Here is a 22,304-nt window from a genome sequence, read left to right on the forward strand (position 1 = left end):
CGATTTCGGCGTGTTCCGTCACGCTGACCGAAACACAACACGCCGAAACCGCCGGACGTTGGGCAGCTAGCCCGCGGTGACGCTGCGGCCGGTGCTGTGCAGGTCGTTGCAGGCCTCGACGACGCGCTCGGACATCGACGCCTCGGCCTTCTTCAGGTAGCTGCGGGGGTCGTAGACCTTCTTGTTGCCGACCTCGCCGTCGATCTTGAGCACGCCGTCGTAGTTGGCGAACATGTGGCCGGCGAGCGGGCGGGTGAAGGCGTACTGGGTGTCGGTGTCGACGTTCATCTTGACCACGCCGTACTTTAGCGAGTCCTCGATCTCGGACTTCAGCGATCCGGAGCCGCCGTGGAACACGAAGTCGAACGGCTTGGAGCCCTCGGGCAGGCCGAGCTTCTTCGCCGCGACGGCCTGGCCCTCGGCCAGCACCTCGGGCTTCAGTTTGACGTTGCCCGGCTTGTAGACGCCGTGCACGTTGCCGAACGTCGCGGCCAGCAGGTACTTGCCGTGCTCACCGGCGCCTAGCGCCTCGATGGTCTTCTCGAAGTCCTCGGCCGAGGTGTAGAGCTTCTCGTTGATCTCGGCCTCGACGCCGTCTTCCTCGCCACCGACCACGCCGATCTCGACTTCGAGGATGATCTTGGCCTCGGCGGCAAGCTTGAGCAATTCCTTGCCGATTTCGAGGTTCTCGTCGATCGGTACCGCGGAGCCGTCCCACATGTGCGACTGGAACAGCGGGTTGCCGCCCTTGGCAACGCGCTCGGCCGAGATGGCCAGCAGCGGCCGGACGTAGGTGTCCAGCTTGTCCTTCGGGCAGTGGTCGGTGTGCAGCGCGACGGTGATGTCGTACTTGGCCGCGACGACGTGGGCGAACTCGGCGAGCGCCACCGCACCGGTGACCATCTCCTTGATCCCCAGGCCCGACGCGAATTCCGCTCCGCCCGTGGAGAACTGGATGATGCCGTCGCTGCCGGCGTCCGCGAAGCCCTTGATGGCGGCGTTGACGCTCTCCGACCCGACGCAGTTGATGGCGGGGAACGCGAAGGAGTGCTCCTTGGCACGGCCCAGCATCTCGGCGTAGATCTCGGGCGTGGCGATGGGCATGGGGATTCCTCTCGGCGTTTCGGCTATCGCGCCCAGTATCGCAAGAAGCCATACGGCCCGATACCCGTGGTGCGGATCGAACGGAAAAGTGAGGGATTCGGCGGCTCGGAGAACTCCCACCGGTGAACGCGGCGACTGGCCGCGACGAACACCGAGGAGCACACCATGAACGCCAGACCTACGAACAACACCGCGTCGATCCGTTCGATCGGCCGCACCGCACGGCGAATCCTGTTCGTCACCGCCACCGTCGTCGGCGTGACGCTCGGCTCGACAGCCGTGGCCCAGGCCACCGACGACGGCACGACCTTCGGGCACTGCTACAGGAACCGCGGCGCGGGCAGCATGCTCGACTGCTGCCTCGTCGTCAATGGGACCGTCAAGGTCGACAAGGCCGGCCGCGTCGTCGGCTGCCGGTTGGACGGTCAGAACGGAACGATCAAGGTCTGAGCGGCCTCAGGGCTAAACGGTCAGCACCATCCGGTAGCGCGCCTTGCCGGTGTCCATGGCTTCGTAAGCCTCGGCGGCCTCCGCCAGCGGGCGTTCCTGGACCACCGCGCGCACCCCCGTCTGCACCGCGAAGTGCATGGTCTCCTCGACGTCGCGGGACGTGCCCGACGGGTGTCCCGTCACCGAAAGGCCACCGGTGATCAGGTCCAGCGGGCTGATCGGAAGGTTGTCCGGCGTGACGCCGATGACGACGAGTTCACCCTGCGGTCCGAGGCCGCCGACGGTCGCCGCCATCGCCTCGGAGTTCGCCGCCGTCGCCAGCACGACGACCGCGCCACCCAGGTCACGCAGGGCCGACGCGACATCAGCCTCGTTGGAGTCGATGTAGTGGTGCGCGCCGAGCTCGCGGGCGTCGTTGGCCTTCGCCGCGCCGCGCGCGATCGCCACCGTCTCGAAGCCCATGGCCCTGGAGAACTGCACGCCCAGATGCCCCAGTCCGCCGATGCCGAGCACGGCCACCAGGTCGCCGGCCTTGGCCCGCGTATTGCGCAGCCCGTTGAACGTCGTCACGCCGGCGCAGCCCATCGGGGCCGCCTCGACGAATGACAGCTCGTCCGGTATCCGCGCCAACGCAGTCGCGGGCGCGACGAGGGACTCCGCGTAACCGCCCGGGTAGTGCAGGCTCGGCACCTGCGCTCGCTCGCACTGCATGAAGAACCCCTTGCGGCAGGGCACGCACCGGTTGCAGTTCCCGCCGAACCAGCCGACCGCGACCCGATCGCCCACCGCGAAGCCCTCGACGCCGTCGCCGATCTCGGCGATGGTTCCCGCGGCCTCGTGGCCGGGCGTCACGGGCCACGACAGCCCGGGAAAGCCGCCGTTGACGACGGCGTGATCGGTGCCGCACACGCCGGACGCGGCGACGGCGATGCGGACGTGGTCGCGTGGCGGCGACGTGGTTTCGACGTCGGTGAGCGTCAGGGGCTGACCGGCCGCTTCGACGTGAACGGCTTTGTGAGTAGGCATTCCACGACCCTAACCACGTCGGCACCTACCAGGGAATGTCTGGCTTGATCTTGCTCGCCGTCCGGCACGCGCAGGTGACGCCGGTATCTTGGTGTGCCATGACCACCACGACCCTTGCGCTCATGCCGGACTTCCTGGATCCGGTGACGCTCATCGGGTACTTCGGTACCTGGGCGTTGGTGGGGCTGCTGATCGTCGTCTTCGTCGAGTCGGGCGTCCTGTTCCCGGTGCTACCCGGCGACACGCTGCTGTTCGTCGGGGGCATGTTGGCCGCGGGAACGGCCGCCCAGGCCGACACCGTCGACGCCAACTTCAAGCTGTGGCAGCTGCTGCTGTTCATCCCCATCGCCGCGGTCCTCGGCAGCCAGGTCGGGTACTGGATCGGTCGCAGCATCGGCACGTCGATGTTCAAGCCGAACGCCCGGTTCCTCAAGCAGCGCTACCTCGACGAGGCGCACGCGTTCTTCGAGGCGCGCGGACCCTTCGCGATCGTGCTTGCCCGCTTCGTGCCGATCGTGCGCACCTTGGCGCCGATCACCGCAGGCGCCGCCCGGATGAACTACGCGGTGTTCACCCTGTTCAACGTCATCGGTGCCGTCGCGTGGGGCGTCGGGCTGACGCTGCTCGGGTACTGGCTCGGGCAGTTCGAGATCATCCAGAAACTGATCGAACCGATCTTCATCTTCATCGCGCTGGCGTCGGTGACCCCGATCTTCATCGAGTGGTACAAGCGGCGCAAGGCAGCCAAGCGCGCCGCCGGCCCGGTCGAACAGACCTAGCAGGGCGACGGTTCCGCGTTTGTGGCGCGGATCACGAGGGTACGCCCGGGTCCATGATGAAGCGCGCGGCTTTGCTCGCCCTGGCCGTCGTCACGATGGGCGGTTGCTCGGGCCAGGCTTCGAACGACTCCTCGACGCCGACGACCTCGCCCAGCGCACAAACCCTGACGGCACAGCTGAACACCGCCGACGGCACGCACGTCGCCGATGCCACCGTCGACTTCAGCAGTGGGTACGCCACGGTCACCGTCGAGACGGTCTCCGGCGGCATCCTCGCCCCGGGTTTCCACGGTTTGCACATTCACGCGATTGGCAGCTGCGAGGCCAACTCCGTCCCGCCCACCGGCGGTGCATCCGCTGACTTTGCCTCGGCAGGCGACCACTTCCAGGCCCCGGGGCATACCGGGGAGCCGGCCAGCGGAGACCTGCCGCCACTGCTCGTGCGCTCAGATGGCGCCGGGAAACTCGTCGCCACCAGCGACGCCTTCACCGAGGATCAGCTCAAGGGCTCCGAAGGTTCGTCGATCGTCGTGCACGAAGGCACCGACATCGCCGGCCAAGGCTCAGCCGACGTCGACAAGCGCATCGCCTGCGGGGTGCTCAGTCCGGCGAGCACCGCGAGCACAACTGTCTCCACGTCTGTCTCTACGTCGATTTCGACGTCCACCATCACCACCACCGCCAGCACCTCGGTCCCGCCCGCCACCATCACCGAGACGCCCTCACCGACGTCGCCGACCTCGAGCAGCAGCGTCAGCACGAGCACCAGCACCGTCACCGTGATCCAACCGAGCCTGCCGCCCATCACGGTGCCCGGAAATCTGCCGCCCAGCCCCAACGGCGGCTGACGTCACACGAGCCCTACAGCTCCAGCGCCTTCGCCAGGGTGCGCAACGCCGGCCGTGGATCGCCCGTCCGATCGTCGCCGAGCACCTGAACCACGACGTGGTCGGCGCCCGCGTCGAGGTGCGCGCGCACCGACGCCGCCGCGTCGTCGACCGACCCCATCCCCACCAGTGCGCGGGCCAGCCGGTCGGAACCGCCGCGCACCAGGTCGGATTCGTCGAAGCCCTGACGCAGCCACGAGTTCCGGTAGTTCGGGAGACCGGAATAGCCGTCGAGATGCCCGTGCGCCCATTGCAGTTGTTCGTCGGCAGTACCGCCGACGGTGACGGCCTGCTCGGACACGATCCACTTGTCCGGGCCGAGGATCGCGCGCGTGGCAGCGGTCTGGTCGGGCACCACCAGGTAGGGATGCGCGCCGTCGGCGTGCGTACCGGACAGCTCGATCATCTTGGGACCCAGCGCGGCCAGCAGCCGGACCGGGCGGGCCGCACCCGGCTCGATGATCTCGGGGACGGCGGCCATCCGCTCCAAATAGTCGCGCATGGTGGCCAGGGGCTTGGCGTAGCTGCCGCCCAGCGCGCGCTCGACGAGCGGCCCGTGACTCACGCCGAGGCCGAGGACGAACCGGCCGGGGAACAACGCATTGAGCAGCCGGCCGCCGCTCTCCGCCGCCAGCGGAATCCGGACGTGGATGTTGGCAATGCCGGTGCCGACCACGAGTCGTTCGGTGACCGACAGGAACGCCATGGACTGCGACAGGCACTCCTTGCCCATCGCCTCGGGGAGGAACAGCGACCCATACCCGAGGGCTTCGATCTCGCGCGCCACGTCTTGCGCCTTCGGTGTCGACCAGCTGTCGCTGGCCCACCAGACGCCGATTCGGCCGGGGAAGTCGATGCGGGGGCGTTGGGTGTCGGTCACGGCCTCGATGCTAATGCCGCCTGCATGTCGACAGTTCGCGGAACCTGGCGTCTGGTCCAGTCCATCACGACGCCGCAGTGCGTCGAGGCGATAGTTCGGGGGCCGGTGTGTCGGCTTGAGCCCCGGCATCTCCCCCCTGCAGGTCGCGACTTACCCGCGACTCATGGTCAGTTCCGAAACTTGTTCGGCGACAAAGCGACTTAAGGTTTCGGTGTCTTCGTGGTGGGCTAGATGTCCCGCTCCAGGAACTAGGACGAGATGCCCGTGGGACAGCGCCGCGCAGAGTTTTCGGAGTTCGTCGACGGTCGAAAACTGGTCTCGGTCCCCGGCGATAATGATTGTGGGCGCGAGTAGATTGGCCGCTGATTCCAAACAACCATGCCTCGCCGCGATCAGGAACTGACTACCCATCGCGCGAGGATCGGCAGCAAGACTCCGTTCCGCCTTGGACCGAACATGGATCCGGGTTACTCCGCGAACGCCCCGCCGGGCCAGCGTGGTGTTGACCAGACCTTCAGCCAACCTGGATCGAATCGCAGCATCGGCGAGCCCACGAGGAAGCGACCGCAGGCTTTTGCTCGTCGCCTCCACCACAAGTGCGCGCATTCTGCCCACCAACCCCGTCGGTCGAGATGGACTGCTCACCACGACTGGTGAAACAAGCAGTACGCCCGCAACCGCGAACTTGCGTCGGGCCGCCACCGCAGCAGCAACCGTGGCGCCGAACGAATGGCCAAGCAAGATCGGCGTATCCATTGGGGCAATCGCGAAGAGGATCTGTTCGATCGTGTGCACAAGCTCATTGAGGCCGCGTTGGCCGCCTGGAGAACTCGGCGATATCCCTGCCCCGGGCAGGTTCACGGTCACTACCCGAAAGCCCATATCGACTGTACCGGCGATCAGTCCTCGCAATCCGATGTCCGAACCCTTCCACCCGGGCACGGCGAGCACCGTAACTGGCTCGGCCGTAGGACCTGTGTCGGCAATTACCACGGCCGACCCATCCAGAAGCGTCAAGCTTCGGTAGCGGCTCAGATAGCACCCCTCTGTGAGATCGGGCCCGCGCAGTACGCGATTAGGCTCTATCAGATGGCGACCCGTTGTATGGAGTTTAAGCCGGGGGCAGGGCAAGAGACATACCGATGAGAATCGTCATGGCATGCGAGACATACAGCCCCGACGTTAACGGCGCCGCCGTTTTCGCGCGCCGGTTGGCAGAAGGCTTGGCTTACCGAGGGCATGAGACCCATGTCATCAGCCCGTCTCCGCTCGGCCACTCCTATCAGGAAGACTTGGCGGGCGTCCGCCTGCACCGTGTGCCTTCATACAAGTACCCGTGGCACGCGACATTCCACATCGCCGATTTTCGAAAGGTCTCGAGCGCAGTCGCCGGTATCATGCGGGATGTCCGGCCCGACATCGTGCACCTACAAGCACATCTCGTTGTGGGTCGCCGTGTGTCCAGCGAGTCCCAAACGCTAGGCATTCCAGTGGTCGCGACTAACCACTTCATGCCCGAGAATCTCCGAAGCTACTCCCCAATGCCACTGCCCGAGCATGTGTACCGCGCTGCAGCAGCACTCGCTTGGCGGGACCTCGGCAACGTCCTCCAGCGCGCTGACTTTATTACTGCCCCGACCCCTTATGCGGTCGATTTACTACGCCGGAAAACAGGGATTGAACGAGCGCAAGCGATCTCATGCGGTGTTGACATTGAGGCTTACCGGCCAACAGGTCAAACTGGCCATCATCCGGTTCCAACAGTTCTGTTCGTCGGCCGACTCGACCGCGAGAAGCACGTCGACGACATCATCGACGCATTACCGATGCTTGACGCGGCCACACGATTGCGAATAGTCGGGCAAGGGTCGACCGAAGGTGCTCTACGGCGCCACGCTGTCAGCCGCGGCGTCGACACTCGCATCGATTTCCTGGGCCAGCTCAGCGATGACGAAGTCCGTGACGAATATGCCCAGGCTGACGTGTTCTGTATGCCCGGAACCGCAGAGCTGCAGAGCATCGCAACGCTCGAAGCCATGGCATCCGGCCTTCCCGTCGTCGCTGCCAATGCTCATGCCCTGCCCTTACTCGTAACGCCTGGCAGAAACGGTGAACTATTCCGACCAGGAGATATCAACGGTCTCGCAATGGGATTGCAGAAGGTCCTGACGGATGCAGACCGTGCCCGAGCCTACGGAGTTGCCAGCCTCAACCGCGTCCGGACGCACGATATCAAAAATACGCTAAACGCCTTTGAGTCGCTTTACGAAGAAGCTGCCACCGGATCCGAAATTCGCCGATCAACGTGAATCGCCCTGCTTTCTAAATGTCTCCACGGCCAGCCACGCGATGAAGAATCCGTACGAGCTGTACGCCAATAAAGGTATGATGAAAGCACAACTCATCCGGCTGATATGCGCAGTGAGCAAAACAAAGCAATACACCACCAGCGCTATGGCAGAAAGGTATGGGACAAGTAACGCACCGAATGAAACGGGCAGCATCGCTGCGGGACCTTTGCCTGGATCGTTCCAACCAGTTTCCGCCGCCGACCCGTACTTCTTCCAGTCGAAATCGATTTCACTGTGCCTCGAACTGCTTAGAGTGACGCGTCTCTTCAGTTCAGCCTCGACCATTTCGATGGATTTCGACCTTACGACACCAGTACCGAACAAGATCAAGTGATAGCCGGCAAGAGCACACGCCGGAAAGGGCAACAGATACAGGACGATCCAAAATTCGTCTAGCCGTGATTTATCGTCCGCCAACACCGAAAGGGCGCTTGCTGCAGCGATCAGATATGTCGTTGCAGCCACCCAGATTACGACAAGGTTTGTCTGTACTGCCGACCCAGCTTCGCGTTCCACGGCGTAGAGATCCGCAAGAGGAAAGTCAGCATGTGATCGATCCGACACAGCCACCCCTCTGCGAATGTTCCACAGCCACAGTGTCGTCGATCGTACTTGACCAAATAACCAGTGTGCGAACCCCGCCACCAGCCAACTATGCCCGCGCCGCCTCCAGCGCGCGGATCAAACTGGCCGCATCCCACGGGCCCTCGTGCCGCCGCCCGTTGACGAAGAAGGTCGGCGTCGAATTGAGATCCATCAGCTCGGCGTCCTGGGCGTCGTCCTGCACCCGGTGCAGCACCTTCGGCGAGTGCAGGTCCTCGTCGAACTTGTTGATGTCCACACCGACACCGTCGGCGTAGCGGTACATGTGCTCCCACTCGAGGTAGTCCTGGAACTCGAACATCCGGGTGGCCATCTCGAAGAACCGGCCCTGCAACGCGGCGGCCTCGCTGGCGCGCGCAGCGTCCATCGCGTGCGGGTGCACGCGCTCCAGCGGCAGATGCCGCCACACGTACCGCAGTTCGTCACCGAAGTAGGCGCGGATCTCGTCGATGCCTCCGGTCGCCCTGCTGCAGAACGGGCACTCGAAGTCGCCGTACTCGACGAGCGTGAGCGGGGCGTTGGGATTGCCCCGGATGTGGTCGCGGTCCGGGTCGACGTCGCGAATCAGCTTCGCGCCCACCGCAATCGGGGGGCTGAGCCAGTCGGTGATGCGGAAGGTGACCCAGCCGAGGACGAACGCGAGCACCGATGCGGCCAGCACGCCGACGCGCGCCTGGTCCTGCTTGGCCGGATCCTCGATGGCCAGGTCGATGATGAACAGCGAGATGGTGAAACCGATTCCGGACAGTGCGGCGCCGCCCGCGACGCGCCGCAACGTCAAACCAGGGGCCAGTTGCCCGATGCCGGTGGCGCGCACCACGGCGGTGGCGGCGGTGATGCCGACGAACTTGCCGAGCACCAAACCCACGATCACACCCCACGTCAGCGGTGAGTGCGCAGCTGCGGTCATCGTGTCACGGTCGAGGTGCACACCCGCGTTGGCCAACGCGAACAACGGGAGCACGACGAACGAGACGTAGGGCCCGAACGCCGTCTGCAGCCGTTCGTTGATCGAGATCGACTCGCGCAGACTGCGAGTCGCGGCCCGCACGTAGTTCGAGTTCGGCGACTGCCGGAAGGCGCGGATCACCTCAACGGCCTCCTCCACCCGCTGGCGTTCCGGCGTGAACACCGGGATGAGAAGGGCCACCGCAACACCGGCCAGCGTGGGGTGCACTCCGCCCATGAACAGAGCCAGCCACAACCCGAACCCCAACACCGAATACGCCAGGCCACGAGCGACGGGCAGGAGGCGAACCGCGGCGATGGCCCCGACCAGCACCAGCGCAACGAGCAGCGGCACGAACCGCACCTCGTCGGCGTAGAACAACGCGATCGCCAGCAGCGCCCCGACGTCGTCGACGACGGCAAGAGTGAGCAGGAAGGTGCGCAACCGGGCCGGGTACTTCGGGCCGATGATCGCCAACGCGCCCACCAGGAACGCGGTGTCCGTGGAGATCACCACGCCCCACGCACGCGCGTCGTCACCCGACGGGTTGAGCAGCAGGAAGATGATCGCCGGCAGGATCAGCCCGGCGAATGCGGCGATGACGGGCACTGCGGCGCGGGCGCGGTCGGTGAGCTCACCGATGGTGAACTGGCTCTTCACCTCCAGCCCAACGACGAAGAAGAAGAACGTCATCAGGCCGTCGTTGACCAGGTGTTTGACGGTCAACTCGGCGTGAATGTCTCCGAAGGTCAGCCCGACGTGGGTGCTCCAGAAGTCCGAATAGCTTTGCGCCCACGGTGAATTGGCCCAGAGGATGGCCACGACGGTGAATATCAGCAGCAGCGCCGCTGCGGTGTTCTCGCCGCTGCGGGCGGCCGTCGGATCGCGCCCGAGCCTGCTCGGCGCGTGCGGGGCCTGCGAGGTCACGTGCGCGTGGATCGGTCGGACACGACTTCACCTTAAACGTGTCAGGACCGCAGTCGTCCCGACAACTGGTGAGCCTGCTCGAGCAGCAGCGTGCCCAACTCGAGGTGACGCTCCGGCCTGAAGCGGGTCTCGACACCGGTGAGGCTGAGCGCCCATGCCGGCCGCCCGGTCCGGTCGAACACGGCCGCGCCGATTCCCCAGCTCCCGTCAACGATCAACGCTGGATTCACCGCATAGCCTGTGCGCCGGGTGGATTCGATGCGCGCGCGAATCGACGCCTCGGAGTGCTCGGGGCCCCACTCCGACTCCGGCCGAACCCGGCTGAAGTAGTCGTCGATGTCGCGGTTGGACAGGTGGCTGAGGATCGCCAGACCTGCACTGGCCACGCCGAGCGGAAATCGGATCCCGACGTGCAGCACGTGCGAACGCAGCGGGAAGCTGCCCTCCTCGGCGAGGACGCAGACCGTCTCGTCGCCTCGGCGGGTCGAGAAGAACGCGCTCTCGCCGGTGTCGCGGGCCAACCGGGTGACCACAGCACGCGCCTGGTCGGTGACGTCGTAGCGGTATGCGGCGCCCACCCCGAGGAGATAGAGCTCCGGCCCCAGCGACCATCGCCCCGTCTTCGAGTCGCGCGCCACCAGGTGCTCGGCGGCCAGCGACGCGAGCAGCCGATGCGCGGTCGGCCGGGCCAGCCCCGCAGCCTTCCCGAGATCGGTGGTCGACGCGCCGTCGGGCTCCGCGGCGGCGACCGCCCGCAACACCGCGCCGACCCGCGCGACGACGTTCGCCCCGGGCACCTGTGCCACCACGGAGTCAAGCGTAGACGTTCACACAGTGAACACCAAGACCTTCAGTGCTCACTCTGCGAACAATTTGCCATCGGTACTCGGATAGGGTTGATTCGACCCAAACGTTCGATGTTCAGTAGGTATCAGGCAAATCAACTGGCGATGCAACGCCCGCGCCATGAAAATCCCGGCGTTTGCAGAATGAACGTCCCGGACGAAGGAGAGCCATGTCCTCGAAGGTCTTTCAATCGGCGGCCGACGCCGTCGCCGACATCGGTGACGGCGCCACGCTGGCCGTCGGCGGCTTCGGCCTGTGCGGCATCCCGGACCAGTTGATCGAGGCCATCGCGCAAACGTCGGCGACCGATCTCGAGGTGTTCTCGAACAATTGCGGCGTCGACGGCGTCGGGCTCGGCGTGCTGCTGGGGCTCGGCCGCGTGCGTCGAGTCACGGCGTCCTACGTCGGCGAGAACAAGGAATTCGCGCGCCAGTACCTCGCCGGTGAACTCGAGGTCGAACTCACGCCGCAGGGCACCCTCGCCGAACGCATGCGCGCGGGCGGTGCCGGCATCCCCGCGTTCTTCACCCCCGCCGGCGTCGGCAGCCCGGTGTCCGACGGCGGTCTGCCGTGGCGGTACGCACCCGACGGTTCGATCGCCGTCGCGTCACCGCCCAAGGAGATCCGGGTGTTCAAGGGCAAGCGCTACGTGCTGGAGGAGTCGATCAACGCCGACTTCGCGCTGGTGCACGCCAAACTCGGTGACACCAGCGGCAATCTCGTCTTCAACAAGACGGCGATGAACTTCAACCCCCTCGCCGCCATGGCCGGCCGCATCACCATCGCGCAGGTCGAGGAGTTGGTCGAGCCCGGCGAAATCGACCCGGCCGCAGTGCATCTCGCGGGCGTCTTCGTCCAACGCATCGTGCACACCGGTCCGCAGGACAAGAAGATCGAGAAACGTACCGTCAGCGAATCGAAGGGAACGGCCCAGTGAGCAGCCCAGGCTGGAACCGCAACGAGATGGCCGCGCGTGCGGCCGCGGAGATGATCGACGGCGAGTACGTCAACCTCGGCATCGGGCTCCCGACACTCATCCCGGGTTACCTCACCGGCGACGTGCACGTCACCCTGCACTCCGAGAACGGCATCCTCGGGACGGGTCCGTATCCAGACGAGGACGACGTCGACCCCGACCTGATCAATGCGGGCAAGGAGACGGTGACCGTCAATCCTGGTGCGGCGTACTTCGATTCGGCGCTGTCATTCGGCATGATCCGCGGTGGGCACATCGACACCGCCGTGCTGGGCGGGATGGAGGTCTCCAAGAACGGCGACCTGGCCAATTGGATGGTGCCGGGAAAGATGGTCAAGGGCATGGGCGGTGCCATGGACCTGGTGCACGGTGCGGCCCGCGTCATCGTCGTGATGGAGCACACCGATCGCGCGGGCAACCCGAAGATCGTCCAGACCTGCACCCTGCCGCTCACCGGCCAGGGCGTCGTCGATCGCATCATCACCAACCTGGGCGTCATCGACGTACCGGGCGACGGAACCCTGGTGCTGCGTGAACTCGCCCCCGGCGTCACCGAGGAGGACATCGTCGCCGCGACCGGCGTCGACCTGGTGATCGAGCTGGCCTAACTGGGTTCGTCGTCCTCGTCGCTGAGCGTGTGGGCTGCCTCCATGAGCATCCATCCGGACAGCTGTACCGACAGATCCCGCTCGGGGATCGCGGAGGCGTTCACGGCGCCCTCGACGAACTGGGCGTCGTTGCCGCCGGCCTTCGGCAGTTCGGCGTTGCGATCCCAGAACGCCCCGAACAGCGGCAGTCCGTCGACGTTCTGCCGGTAGTCCCACGCCGACTGCGCGGACTTCAGCACCAGCTCCTTGGCGGTGGCGCGGGCGGAGGTGTCTTGCGGCGTGTTCTCCGGCAGCGTCGTGGCGACCAGCGCAAGGTAGCGCGCGAGGATGCCGTTGAACAGTCCGCCGTCACCACCGCCTGCGCCCTGGATGACGCCGTCGGGGGCCATGTTGTCCCGGACTGCGTCTACCAGGCGATGCACGCGTAGCGCATGGTCGGGGTCCTCGGTCCTGGCGGCCAACTCGACCTCGAGGCCGAGCACGACGCCCTGGCAATAGGTGTACTGCGCGCGAACCAGCGAACCGGCCTTGATTCCGTCGAACACCAGATGGGTCTCGGGGTCGATCAGGTTCTCGTCGATCCAGTCGGCCATCTGCTGGGCGCGGCGGAGCCGCTCCTCGTAGCGGGCCAGAAAGATGCCCGCAGGACCGTTGGCCGGGGCGTTGAAGAACTGGTCCTGCTTGCGCCACGGGATGCCGCCGCCGTCCTCGGGCACCCACGCGTTGAGGAACTGGTCGGCCAGCTTGTGCAGCGCCTTCGGCCGTTCCACGCCGACGAGCCGGGCCGCGCGCTCCAGCGCAAGAGCCAGCCACGCCATGTCGTCGTAGTAGTCGTTGACCCAGGACATGTTGTTGCGCAACCGGTGTGAGCGGACCTGCCGCTCGATGCGCTGCTTGCGGTCGGGCTGCGGGTCGCGCACCTGGGCGTCGACCAGACAATCCAGCAGATGGGCCTGCCACCAGTAGTGCCAGGTGCCGAACAGGAGCTGCTTGCGCGTGGCCGGCCACGCGACGACGCCGAGCTGGGTCCCCGGAAACTGCCACAACCGCCGCAGGTGCCGCTTGACGACGGCGGCCTCGGCGCTGGCCGCGCGGTTGCCCCATAGCTGGTCCATCCTGTTGATCCTGCCCTACCAGGCCGCGTCGAGGTCGCCGTGTTGCTCGATCCAGGTGTGCATCGCGATGCCCGCGGCGACGGCGGCGTTCATGCTGCGCGTGGAGCCGAACTGCGCGATCGACACGGTCCGTGCGGCGCCCGCCCTGGCGTCGTCGGTGATGCCGGGCCCCTCCTGACCGAAGATCAGCAGTAAGTCGCGCGGCAGGGCGACGCGTTCGATGCGGACCGCGCCGGGGACGTTGTCGACGGCGATCACCTCAAGGCCCGCGTCGGTGGCGAACGCCAGCAACTCGGCGGTGGTGTCGTGGTGGCGCAGTCGCTGGTAGCGGTCGGTCACCATGGCGCCGCGCCGGTTCCAGCGGCGACGACCGACGATGTGCACGGTATCGACGGCGAACGCGTTGGCCGTCCGAACCACGCTGCCGATGTTGGCGTCGTTGCCGAAGTTCTCGATCGCCACGTGCAGCGCGTGGCGGCGCGTGTCGATGTCGGCCACGATGGCCTCCCGCGTCCAGTACCGATACGCGTCGACGACGTTGCGGGTGTCCCCGTCACGCAACAGATCCCTGTCGTATCGGGGGTCGTCCGGCAGCGGCCCCTCCCATGGGCCGACGCCGGGCGCCTCACCCCATTCGGTGGGGCCTGGTATCTCACTCACCCTTGGTCCACAGCGCCGCGTGCGTTCCGATCACCGAGACCGTGGCATAGAGCAGCGCCGCGTTGATCTCGCCCTGGGTGCACAGCGACGCCCGCACCGACACCGCCTCCAGCGACGAGTCCGGCAGCACCAGCATCGACGCCCCGTACACCGAGCACGAGTAGGACAGCCCCGCACCCGGCAGCGTCGGCGCCACCACGACCATCAACGGGCCACCGCGGCGTGCCGAGTCCTCGCGGTATCGCGCTGCGGCGCCGTCGATCTGGAGACCCAGCAGCATGTAGCCGGAACCGGTGAAGGCGGCCTGGTCGCCGAGCGCAGTCGGATCGAGTTGGGCGCCGTCACCGTGGAAGGCGTCGACGCTGGTGGTCTGCAGCACCATGCCGGTGTCGTTCTCGTTGGTGGGCAGCAGGCCGACGGGGAAGGCGGCCGGATAGGCCACCGTCGTGCCCGGCATCCGGTCCTGCGGCGAGTAGGCATATACGCCCCGCACCTGGGTCTGATCCCGCAGCGGGCCCAAACACACTGTGCCGGTGAGCTTCTCGGGGTTCGGCGCGGACGCGGGCTGAAGGTTCAGACTGGTCACCCCCGAGCAGCCGCCCACCGCGTTGGACTCGATCGGATGGGCGAGCGCACCGTACAGACCGAACCGCAGCGACTCCGGCTTGGCGTGCGGCCCGCCGGGCGTCGACGCGGCGGCGTCGACGTCGACCAGGACATAGTCGCCGTCGAACCGCAGATTGGACACCGACATGTTCCAGCCCAGCGTCGCAAGGGATTCACCGATCTTCGCGGCCTGCGTGCCGTACGGACCGCCGTCGTCGGTGCTGCTGGAACAGGCCGCAAGCAGGGTCGCCGCGAGCAGCCCCGCGACTACTGCGCGCACCGACACGCTGGTCTATGTCCGTCCACGGCCGCGGCCAACGACCTTCGTCATGGCGCGCACCAGGTTTCGCGGCACCATGCGGCCACCGGTGGTCAGCACCTTGTATTGCAGCCCGGGCACGATGACGACGTGACCCTTCGCCACGTCGGCTAGGCAGTCGCGGACCACGTCGGCCACCTCGAGCCACAGGAACGACGGCGTGCCCGCCATGTCGATGCCCGCCCGCTCGTGGAATTCGGTGCGCACGAAGCCGGGGCACAGCGCGTGCACGCCGACACCGGTGCCGCCGAGCCCGTTGGCCAGACCCTCGGAGAACGCGACCACCCAGGCCTTCGACGCCGAGTAGGTCGAGCCGCGGCCGGGAAGCAGCCCCGCGACGCTGGCGACGTTGATGACGGTGCCCGCGCCTGCCGCCAACATGGGCGGCAGAGCGGCGTGCGTCAGCTGCATCACCGCGGTCACGTTGACGTCGAGCTGGGATTGCAGTGAGGCGAAGTCGGCGGTCCAGAACTCGCCTGAGGTGCCGAATCCCGCGTTGTTGACCAGGATTCGCACGCCCTTGGTCAGGCGCTCCGCCACCCTCTCGCGATCGGCGGCGACGGCCAGGTCGGCGGGCAGCACCTCGACCTCGGCGCCGGCTTCGTCGTGCAGCTCGGCGGCAAGGCTCTGCAGCCGGTCGACGTCACGGGCCACCAACACCAGGTCGTGACCGTCGATGGCATAGCGGCGGGCGAATCCCGTCCCGAGACCCGACGTCGGTCCGGTGATCATTGCGACGGGGCGGGACATGCCGACAGGTTACTTGGCGCCCATCGGGCGCAGGCGAGGCGTCAGCTAGCGCTGATAGTGCGGGGACTGACGGCCGTTGCGCGCTGGCGGGCGCGGCTGCGTGTAGCGGCCGACGTCGGCGCGGCCGGCGGGCTGGTCGGTCCGACCGGCGGGCAGCTCACGGGGTGGGGCGACCGGACGGCCAGGAGATCCGCCGCGCCGGGCCACGGCCGGGCCTGCGCTGCCACTCGGGCCGGTCTGCGGAGTAGGCGGCAGGACACGCAGCAGATCGTTGAACTGACGGACGGTGAGCAGACCCTCGTCCCACTGCGCCCTGGTGCTGGTCACCGGCATGCTGACCAGCGTCCAGTTCTGCTCGTTCCACATGATCTCGGCGCAGTCGGGCGCCGCGTGCGCGAACGTCACCATGCGCCGGTCGCAGGCGCGGCGGGCGGCGTCGAGATTGGTCGAGTAGACCATCCGCGGGCCGATGGCGCCCAGCAGCCAGATGTCGCTCTCGCGTGGTTCCTTGATGTCCTTGAGGCGCACGTCGACGACGACGTTGGTGCCGACCTTGCGGTGCAGCGCGATGACCGTCGCCACGTCCTCGAGGTCGAAGATGAACACCGCTTCACCGCGGATCTGGCCGAGCACCACGTTCTTGGCGGTCACGTCGCCGACCGTGGACATCACGCCGCGCTTCCAGCGCTTTACGATGTCGGCCGATTCGTGTTCGTAGTCGAAGCCGTGCGACTTGGCCCACGACTTGCGCCGACGGCCCAGGCCACGGCGCTTGTCGATGTCGACGTACAACAACACCGCCGCACCTGTGAAACAGAGTGCGGACAGCGTGAACCAGAGCGGGACCATTGCCCCCAGCCTACTGGCTGGTACCGCTTTCGCTCGAACTCGAATGGATCACAACCTCATCACCAAGCGACATGGCCCGGCGAGACTGCTGCCAGATCGCGTTTCGGCGAGGATTCGCGATCTGGCAGCAGTGTCGACGCGGGTTGTGTCAGCCCAGGACCAGGCCTTCGCCGTCCGGGGCGACGTTGACGGGCACCACGTCGCCGTCGTGCACGTCACCGGCCAGCAGCAGCTTGGCGAGCTGGTCGCCGATGGCCTGCTGGATCAGCCTGCGCAGCGGCCGCGCGCCGTACACGGGGTCGAAGCCGCGCTGGGCGAGCCAGCGCTTCGCGGGCAGCGACACCTCGAGCTGCAGCCGACGCTGACTCAGCCGCTTCTGCAGCTGGGCCAGCTGGATGTCGACGATCGACACCAGCTCCTCGGGATTGAGCCCGTCGAAGATGATCACGTCGTCGAGCCGGTTGATGAACTCCGGCTTGAACGCCGAGCGCACCGCCGCCATCACCATCTCCTCCGAGCCCCCGGCGCCGAGGTTCGACGTCAGGATGAGGATGGTGTTGCGGAAGTCGACCGTGCGGCCCTGACCGTCGGTCAGCCGACCCTCGTCGAGCACCTGCAGCAGTACGTCGAACACGTCCGGGTGGGCCTTCTCGATCTCGTCGAACAGCACCACGGTGTACGGACGACGCCGCACCGCTTCGGTCAGCTGACCGCCCTGGTCGTAACCGATGTAACCGGGAGGGGCACCGACGAGGCGGGCCACGGAGTGCTTCTCGCCGTACTCGCTCATGTCGATGCGGACCATCGCGCGCTCGTCGTCGAACAGGAATTCCGCCAGCGCCTTGGCCAGCTCGGTCTTGCCGACGCCGGTGGGCCCGAGGAACATGAACGACCCGGTCGGCCGGTTCGGGTCGGCGACACCGGCGCGGGTGCGGCGGACCGCATCCGACACCGCCTGCACGGCCCGCTTCTGGCCGACGACGCGCTTGCCCAGTTCGGTCTCCATGCGCAGCAGCTTCGCGGTCTCGCCCTCGAGCATCCGCCCGGCGGGGATACCGGTCCACGCCGACACCACCTCGGCGATGTCGTCGGGGCCGACCTCCTCCTTGAGCATGACGTTCTCGCGGGCTTCGGCCACGGGCAGCGCCGCGTCGAGCTTCTTCTCCACCTCGGGGATGCGCCCGTAGCGCAGCTCGGCGGCCTTGGCCAGGTCGCCGTCGCGTTCGGCCCTGTCGGCCTCACCGCGCATCGTGTCCAGCTGTTCCTTGAGGTCGCGGACGACGTCGATGACGTTCTTCTCGTTCTGCCACCGGGTGGTCAGCTCGGCCAGCTGCTCCTTCTTGTCGGCCAGTTCGGCGCGCAGCTTCTCCAACCGGTCCTTCGACGCGGCGTCCTCTTCCTTGGCCAGTGCCATCTCCTCGATTTCGAGGCGACGCACGAGGCGTTCGACCTCGTCGATTTCGACGGGCCGGGAGTCGATCTCCATCCGCAGCCGCGACGCCGACTCGTCGACGAGGTCGATGGCCTTGTCCGGCAGGAAGCGTGCGGCGATGTAGCGGTCGGACAGCGTGGCCGCCGCGACCAGTGCGGAGTCGGTGATGCGCACGCCGTGGTGCACCTCGTAGCGGTCCTTCAGACCGCGCAGGATGCCGACGGTGTCCTCCACCGACGGCTCCCCCACCAGCACCTGCTGGAACCGGCGCTCCAGGGCCGCGTCCTTCTCGATGTACTTGCGGTACTCGTCGAGCGTGGTGGCGCCGACCATCCGCAGCTCGCCACGGGCCAGCATCGGCTTGATCATGTTGCCCGCGTCCATCGCGGACTCGCCGGTCGCGCCGGCACCCACGATGGTGTGCAGTTCGTCGATGAACGTGATGACCTGACCGGCGGAGTTCTTGATGTCGTCGAGGACGGCCTTGAGCCGTTCCTCGAACTCGCCGCGGTACTTCGCGCCTGCCACCATCGAGCCGAGGTCGAGAGAGACGACGGTCTTGTCGCGCAGGCTCTCGGGGACGTCGCCGGCGATGATGCGCTGGGCCAGGCCCTCGACGATCGCGGTCTTGCCGACGCCGGGCTCGCCGATCAGCACCGGGTTGTTCTTGGTGCGCCGGCTCAGCACCTGTACGACGCGACGAATCTCGTTGTCACGACCGATGACCGGGTCGAGCTTGCCTTCACGCGCGGCGGCGGTCAGGTCGGTGGAGTACTTCTCCAACGCTTGATAGGTGCCCTCGGGATCGGGGCTCGTCACGCGGGCGCTGCCGCGGACCTTGGTGAACGCCTCGCGCAGCGCCTGTGGTGAGGCGCCGTGGCCGGTCAGCAGCTTGGCGACGTCGGAGCTGCCGGTGGCCAGGCCGACCATCAGGTGCTCGGTGGAGACGTATTCGTCGTCCATCTCCGTGGCGAGGTGCTGGGCCGCGGTGATCGCCGCGAGCGACTCACGGGATAGTTGTGGTGTCGAGTTGGCGCCGGTCGCCGACGGCAGTCGGTCGACGAGGCCCTGGGCCTCGGCCCGAACCGTCGCGGGATCGACGCCGACCGCCTCGAGTAGCGGGACGGCGATGCCGTCGTTCTGCGTCAGCAGCGCCATCAGTAAGTGGGCAGGACGGATCTCCGGGTTGCCTGCGGCCGTGGCCGCCTGCAATGCCGACGTCAGTGCCGCCTGGGTCTTCGTGGTCGGGTTGAACGAGTCCACGACGCCTCCGTTCTCTTTCTTGGGAAAAATGCTCGTCGTGATGAACAACGTCGTCAAGGTTGAGTCTGTTCCGCTCAACTCTAGCCAATTTGGGATCGGTAGGGACGTGGTTTCGGCCACACTGTTGCGGTGCGCGTCAATTACAAGATCGTCCTGCTCATAGCGGTGCTCGCGGCGATGGTCGTCGGGTGCTCCCGGGAAACCCCTGGGGTGGCAATGGCGCCGGCGGGCGCGCTGGGATTCTCCGACGAGGATCAGGTGCGCGACGTCGTCGACCGCTTCGAGCAGTCATGGAACGACGCGGACTTCGACGCGATGTCCGAGATCCTGTGCGAGGACATGCGCAACGATGCCGAGTTCGGTCCGAGCGAGATGAAGGAGATGCGGGAGATGGCTGGCACGTTGACCCTCACGATCGCCGATCTCGTCATCGACGGCGACGGGGCGACCGCCACGATCCTGAATGACGGTGAAGACCCCGACGACATCGAGTTCGCCCGCGAGGACGGCGACTGGAAGTGGTGTGAATACTGAGTGCCGCTCAGTCGGCGAAGTCCCAGTACTGCAGCCATGTCACCGTCGCGAACGCCGTCAAGGTCACGACGTAGAGCGCCACGACCACGGCCGCACCCACCGCACTGGTCCGCAGTCCCGCGCCGTCGACCGGATCCAGCCAGCGCCCGAACCATCGCGACACCTGCGGCATCAGCCACCACTGCAACAGCGAGACACTGACCACCTGGCTGAGCCACAACGCCAACCACGGTTGGGCGCCCCAGCCGTCCAGAACCGGCCCGACGAAGCGCGACAGGATCATCACCGTCGGATAGAGCACCAGCAGCACCACCATCGCCGACTTCCAGTTCGGCGTCATCAACGTCCGGCCGTCCTGCACCCGCACGGTCGTGCCGAACGGGGTGGTGCTCGACACGGCCGAGAAGCCCTTGGTCAGGCTCGACCGCAAACCCGGTAGCGCCTCGTCCCGCTCCTTCGACCCCAACCACGCCGACAGCTGGGCGGCCGTCCTGAACCTAAGGACCGACAGCCATTCGCCGCCGGATTCGGCAGGCAGCAGAACGGTGCCCTCGTAGCCGGGGAACCGAGAGCTCGCCGCGACCAGTCGAGCCTGGACGGCCCTGAAGTCGGACTCCTTGCCAACAGCCACGTCGTGCCGGAATGCACTCGTGCCCGGAGGCGCTTCGCTGCCGTCGGCGAGCACCAAATCGCCTGAGCAGGAATAGAATCCACGATCTTGTCCCGCCTGGAGCACCGACCGGCGACCGGGGCTGTCGAGCCAGTCGTGCAGACGCTGCTCGGAGGAGAAGGTGGCGGCGAAGCCCCAGTCGAGGTCGGGTTCGTCGTGGACCGACACGCTGGTGGCCACCGCACCGTCAGCGCGCGCGGACGCCCGCAACTCGGCCAACCACGCATCGAAGCCCGCCGCGTCCCGCGCCGGATGGAAGACCGTGACGGCTGTGGTTGTGGCGACAGTGGTCGACGCCATGACGTGCCTCAGCTTCCCGTGACGTTGCGGCCCTGGACGTACACCCGGGCGATCGACGATTCTCGGATTCCCATCAACAGCGCGAACAGGCCCTGCTCCGTCGCCAGCTTGGGGTCGGCCGCGCGGACCGCGTGGGTGAGCGTGGCGTGCAGCGCCGGGGTGGCCGACGGGTCGACGACGACGAAGTCGGCCTCCTTGCCGACGTCGAAGTTGCCGAACCTGTTCTCCATGTCCAGTGCACGCGCGCCGGCCAGGGTGCCGAGGAACAACATCTCGGCCGGGTGCATGCTCACGCCGTCGTCGCCCGGTTCGCTGATGTGCACCTTGAACGCATCGCCGAGCACGCGCGGGATCAGCCACTCGTCGCCGCCGCCGAAATCCGTTCCCGCGGCGACGTTCACACCCGAGGCCACCGTCCGCTTCCACGGCATCGTGCCCGAACCGAGGAACAGCTGGGAGATGGGACAGTGCGCGATGGACGTGCCCGTCTCCGCCATTCGCGCCAATTCGACGTCCTGGCAGTGCACGCCGTGCGCCAGGATGGTGCGCCTGCCCAGCAGGCTCTTGCCACCGACCCGGGAACCGGGCAGGAACTTGCCGTCGTAGGTGTCGAGGTAGGAATTCACCTGGTACGCCTGCTTGGTCGAGTCGACCTCGCCGGTGCCGGGGCGGTTGTTCTCGTTGAGGTGGCTGTGTACGAAAACCCCGCGGCTCTGCACCGAATCATAGAGTTCGCCAAGGTTTTTCAGCGTCTCCGGCGTGACCGACAGCGAGAACCGGGGCACGATCGCCACGTGCAGCAGTGCGGTGTCGGGGTTTCCGGTGTCGGCGCCGTGCCACTTGTCGATTTCCTCGCGGGTCAGTCGGATGGCGTCGTCCTCCGACGTCAGCAGCGGCTGCGCGGTCTCACCACCGACGGTCTGGATCCCGCGGCCGCTGACCAACCGCAGACCCCGGCGCTGCGTTTCGGTGAACAACGCGTCCTGGGCGTCGGGAAAGGCCGAACCGAAGACCATGGCGGCGGTGGTGCCCGCGGCGATGCGGCGACCACAGAACTCGACGGCAGCCCGCTGCGCGAATTCGGGATCGGCGAAACGCGATTCGGACGGGAAGATGCACAGGTTCAGCCACTCGAGAAGCTGCCCGCCACCGTAGGAGTCGCCCGCGTAGGTCTGCGGAAAGTGGACGTGGGTGTCGACGAAACCCGGCAACAGGAAACCGGGCCGATGGTCGACGACGGTCGCCGACTCGGCACCTGCCGGAAGCGCCTCCCGCTCACCGCAGTAGGTGATGACGCCCGCGTCGTCGACCACCACCGCGCCGTCGGGAATCGAGACCAGTGCCCCCGCCGCGCCGGTGACCGTCGGACTGCCCGCGATGTGGTGGACGTGACCGAGATGAACCTGACTGGCCATCGAAT

22 protein-coding genes are annotated in these 22,304 nt (G+C 66.8%); 7 read left to right on the forward strand and 15 right to left on the reverse strand.

The window, feature by feature from the left end; translation table 11 throughout:
- Positions 1-66: 66 nt before the first annotated feature.
- The gene (gene fbaA, locus N536_RS0135430) at positions 67-1,104 is read right to left on the reverse strand and encodes a class II fructose-bisphosphate aldolase (RefSeq protein ID WP_029117939.1); all 1,038 of its coding nucleotides are present in this window, start codon (positions 1,102-1,104) and stop codon (positions 67-69) included.
- A gap of 165 nt (positions 1,105-1,269) precedes the next feature.
- On the opposite strand from fbaA, the gene N536_RS0135435 reads away from it, so the two are divergent.
- Positions 1,270-1,554: a hypothetical protein gene (locus tag N536_RS0135435; RefSeq protein WP_029117940.1), complete on the forward strand. Its 285-nt coding sequence runs from the start codon at positions 1,270-1,272 to the stop codon at positions 1,552-1,554.
- A gap of 12 nt (positions 1,555-1,566) precedes the next feature.
- Here N536_RS0135435 and N536_RS0135440 read toward each other — a convergent pair whose 3' ends face one another.
- Positions 1,567-2,580 (reverse strand): alcohol dehydrogenase catalytic domain-containing protein, encoded by a 1,014-nt coding sequence (locus N536_RS0135440; protein WP_029117941.1) that lies wholly within the window; start codon positions 2,578-2,580, stop codon positions 1,567-1,569.
- Positions 2,581-2,678: 98 nt separating this feature from the next.
- On the opposite strand from N536_RS0135440, the gene N536_RS0135445 reads away from it, so the two are divergent.
- Together N536_RS0135445 and N536_RS0135450 are read left to right on the forward strand one after the other, a co-directional pair.
- Entirely contained in the window at positions 2,679-3,359 is a 681-nt protein-coding gene (locus N536_RS0135445) for a DedA family protein (protein ID WP_029117942.1), read from the forward strand.
- A gap of 56 nt (positions 3,360-3,415) precedes the next feature.
- Complete coding sequence (locus N536_RS0135450; protein ID WP_064751624.1) at positions 3,416-4,207, forward strand: superoxide dismutase family protein; 792 nt, start codon at positions 3,416-3,418, stop codon at positions 4,205-4,207.
- Between the two features lie 13 nt (positions 4,208-4,220).
- On the opposite strand, the gene N536_RS0135455 is transcribed toward N536_RS0135450, so the two are convergent.
- Both N536_RS0135455 and N536_RS41945 read right to left on the reverse strand, forming a co-directional pair.
- Complete coding sequence (locus N536_RS0135455; RefSeq protein WP_029117944.1) at positions 4,221-5,126, reverse strand: LLM class F420-dependent oxidoreductase; 906 nt, start codon at positions 5,124-5,126, stop codon at positions 4,221-4,223.
- 150 nt (positions 5,127-5,276) lie between these two features.
- Positions 5,277-6,068, reverse strand: coding sequence for an alpha/beta fold hydrolase (locus N536_RS41945; protein WP_197040316.1), 792 nt, complete (start codon positions 6,066-6,068; stop codon positions 5,277-5,279).
- A gap of 200 nt (positions 6,069-6,268) precedes the next feature.
- Between N536_RS41945 and N536_RS41950 the strand changes: the two genes are divergently transcribed.
- On the forward strand, positions 6,269-7,435 hold the full coding sequence (locus N536_RS41950; protein WP_081809525.1) for a glycosyltransferase: 1,167 nt from the start codon (positions 6,269-6,271) through the stop codon (positions 7,433-7,435).
- Here N536_RS41950 and N536_RS0135465 read toward each other — a convergent pair.
- Genes N536_RS0135465 through N536_RS0135475 form a run of 3 tightly spaced genes read right to left on the reverse strand, consistent with a single transcriptional unit; the run spans position 7,427 to position 10,765 of the window.
- The gene (locus tag N536_RS0135465; RefSeq protein ID WP_155948877.1) at positions 7,427-8,122 is read right to left on the reverse strand and encodes a hypothetical protein; all 696 of its coding nucleotides are present in this window, start codon (positions 8,120-8,122) and stop codon (positions 7,427-7,429) included. The two genes, N536_RS41950 and N536_RS0135465, sit on opposite strands and share 9 nt — an antisense overlap.
- A gap of 7 nt (positions 8,123-8,129) precedes the next feature.
- Positions 8,130-9,956 (reverse strand): Na+/H+ antiporter NhaA, encoded by a 1,827-nt coding sequence (nhaA, locus tag N536_RS0135470; protein WP_029117947.1) that lies wholly within the window; start codon positions 9,954-9,956, stop codon positions 8,130-8,132.
- Between the two features lie 41 nt (positions 9,957-9,997).
- Positions 9,998-10,765: an IclR family transcriptional regulator gene (locus N536_RS0135475; RefSeq protein ID WP_029117948.1), complete on the reverse strand. Its 768-nt coding sequence runs from the start codon at positions 10,763-10,765 to the stop codon at positions 9,998-10,000.
- Positions 10,766-10,971: 206 nt separating this feature from the next.
- Here N536_RS0135475 and N536_RS0135480 point away from each other — a divergent pair, with 206 nt between their 5' ends.
- Complete coding sequence (locus tag N536_RS0135480; RefSeq protein ID WP_029117949.1) at positions 10,972-11,739, forward strand: CoA transferase subunit A; 768 nt, start codon at positions 10,972-10,974, stop codon at positions 11,737-11,739.
- Positions 11,736-12,386 (forward strand): 3-oxoacid CoA-transferase subunit B, encoded by a 651-nt coding sequence (locus N536_RS0135485; protein ID WP_029117950.1) that lies wholly within the window; start codon positions 11,736-11,738, stop codon positions 12,384-12,386. The genes N536_RS0135480 and N536_RS0135485 overlap by 4 nt, the downstream gene beginning before the upstream one ends.
- Here N536_RS0135485 and N536_RS0135490 read toward each other — a convergent pair.
- The 6 genes from N536_RS0135490 to clpB all read right to left on the reverse strand — a co-directional run bounded on the left by N536_RS0135490 (position 12,383) and on the right by clpB (position 19,380).
- Entirely contained in the window at positions 12,383-13,501 is a 1,119-nt protein-coding gene (locus N536_RS0135490) for a glycoside hydrolase family 76 protein (RefSeq protein ID WP_029117951.1), read from the reverse strand. The genes N536_RS0135485 and N536_RS0135490 overlap by 4 nt on opposite strands.
- A 15-nt stretch (positions 13,502-13,516) precedes the next feature.
- A complete protein-coding gene (locus N536_RS0135495) occupies positions 13,517-14,161 on the reverse strand; it encodes an RNA methyltransferase (protein ID WP_029117952.1) in 645 nt (214 codons plus the stop codon).
- Positions 14,154-15,047 (reverse strand): hypothetical protein, encoded by an 894-nt coding sequence (locus tag N536_RS0135500; protein WP_029117953.1) that lies wholly within the window; start codon positions 15,045-15,047, stop codon positions 14,154-14,156. Before N536_RS0135500 ends, N536_RS0135495 begins: the two co-directional genes overlap by 8 nt.
- A gap of 12 nt (positions 15,048-15,059) precedes the next feature.
- Positions 15,060-15,836: an SDR family oxidoreductase gene (locus N536_RS0135505; RefSeq protein WP_029117954.1), complete on the reverse strand. Its 777-nt coding sequence runs from the start codon at positions 15,834-15,836 to the stop codon at positions 15,060-15,062.
- A gap of 45 nt (positions 15,837-15,881) precedes the next feature.
- On the reverse strand, positions 15,882-16,685 hold the full coding sequence (ttfA, locus tag N536_RS0135510; protein ID WP_029117955.1) for a trehalose monomycolate transport factor TtfA: 804 nt from the start codon (positions 16,683-16,685) through the stop codon (positions 15,882-15,884).
- 148 nt (positions 16,686-16,833) lie between these two features.
- Positions 16,834-19,380 carry an ATP-dependent chaperone ClpB gene (clpB, locus tag N536_RS0135515; protein WP_029117956.1) on the reverse strand — a complete coding sequence of 849 codons (2,547 nt, stop codon included), beginning with the start codon at positions 19,378-19,380 and terminating at the stop codon, positions 16,834-16,836.
- A 129-nt stretch (positions 19,381-19,509) separates the two neighbouring features.
- Between clpB and N536_RS0135520 the strand changes: the two genes are divergently transcribed.
- Positions 19,510-19,914, forward strand: a complete 405-nt coding sequence (locus tag N536_RS0135520) for a hypothetical protein (RefSeq protein WP_029117957.1) — start codon at positions 19,510-19,512, stop codon at positions 19,912-19,914.
- Positions 19,915-19,921: 7 nt separating this feature from the next.
- On the opposite strand, the gene N536_RS0135525 is transcribed toward N536_RS0135520, so the two are convergent.
- Positions 19,922-20,884, reverse strand: coding sequence for an antibiotic biosynthesis monooxygenase (locus N536_RS0135525; protein ID WP_029117958.1), 963 nt, complete (start codon positions 20,882-20,884; stop codon positions 19,922-19,924).
- 8 nt (positions 20,885-20,892) lie between these two features.
- A complete protein-coding gene (locus N536_RS0135530) occupies positions 20,893-22,299 on the reverse strand; it encodes an amidohydrolase family protein (RefSeq protein WP_029117959.1) in 1,407 nt (468 codons plus the stop codon).
- Positions 22,300-22,304: the final 5 nt, after the last annotated feature.

The sequence above is a fragment of the Mycobacterium sp. URHB0044 genome, from assembly GCF_000620625.1.
GTDB lineage: Bacteria > Actinomycetota > Actinomycetes > Mycobacteriales > Mycobacteriaceae > Mycobacterium.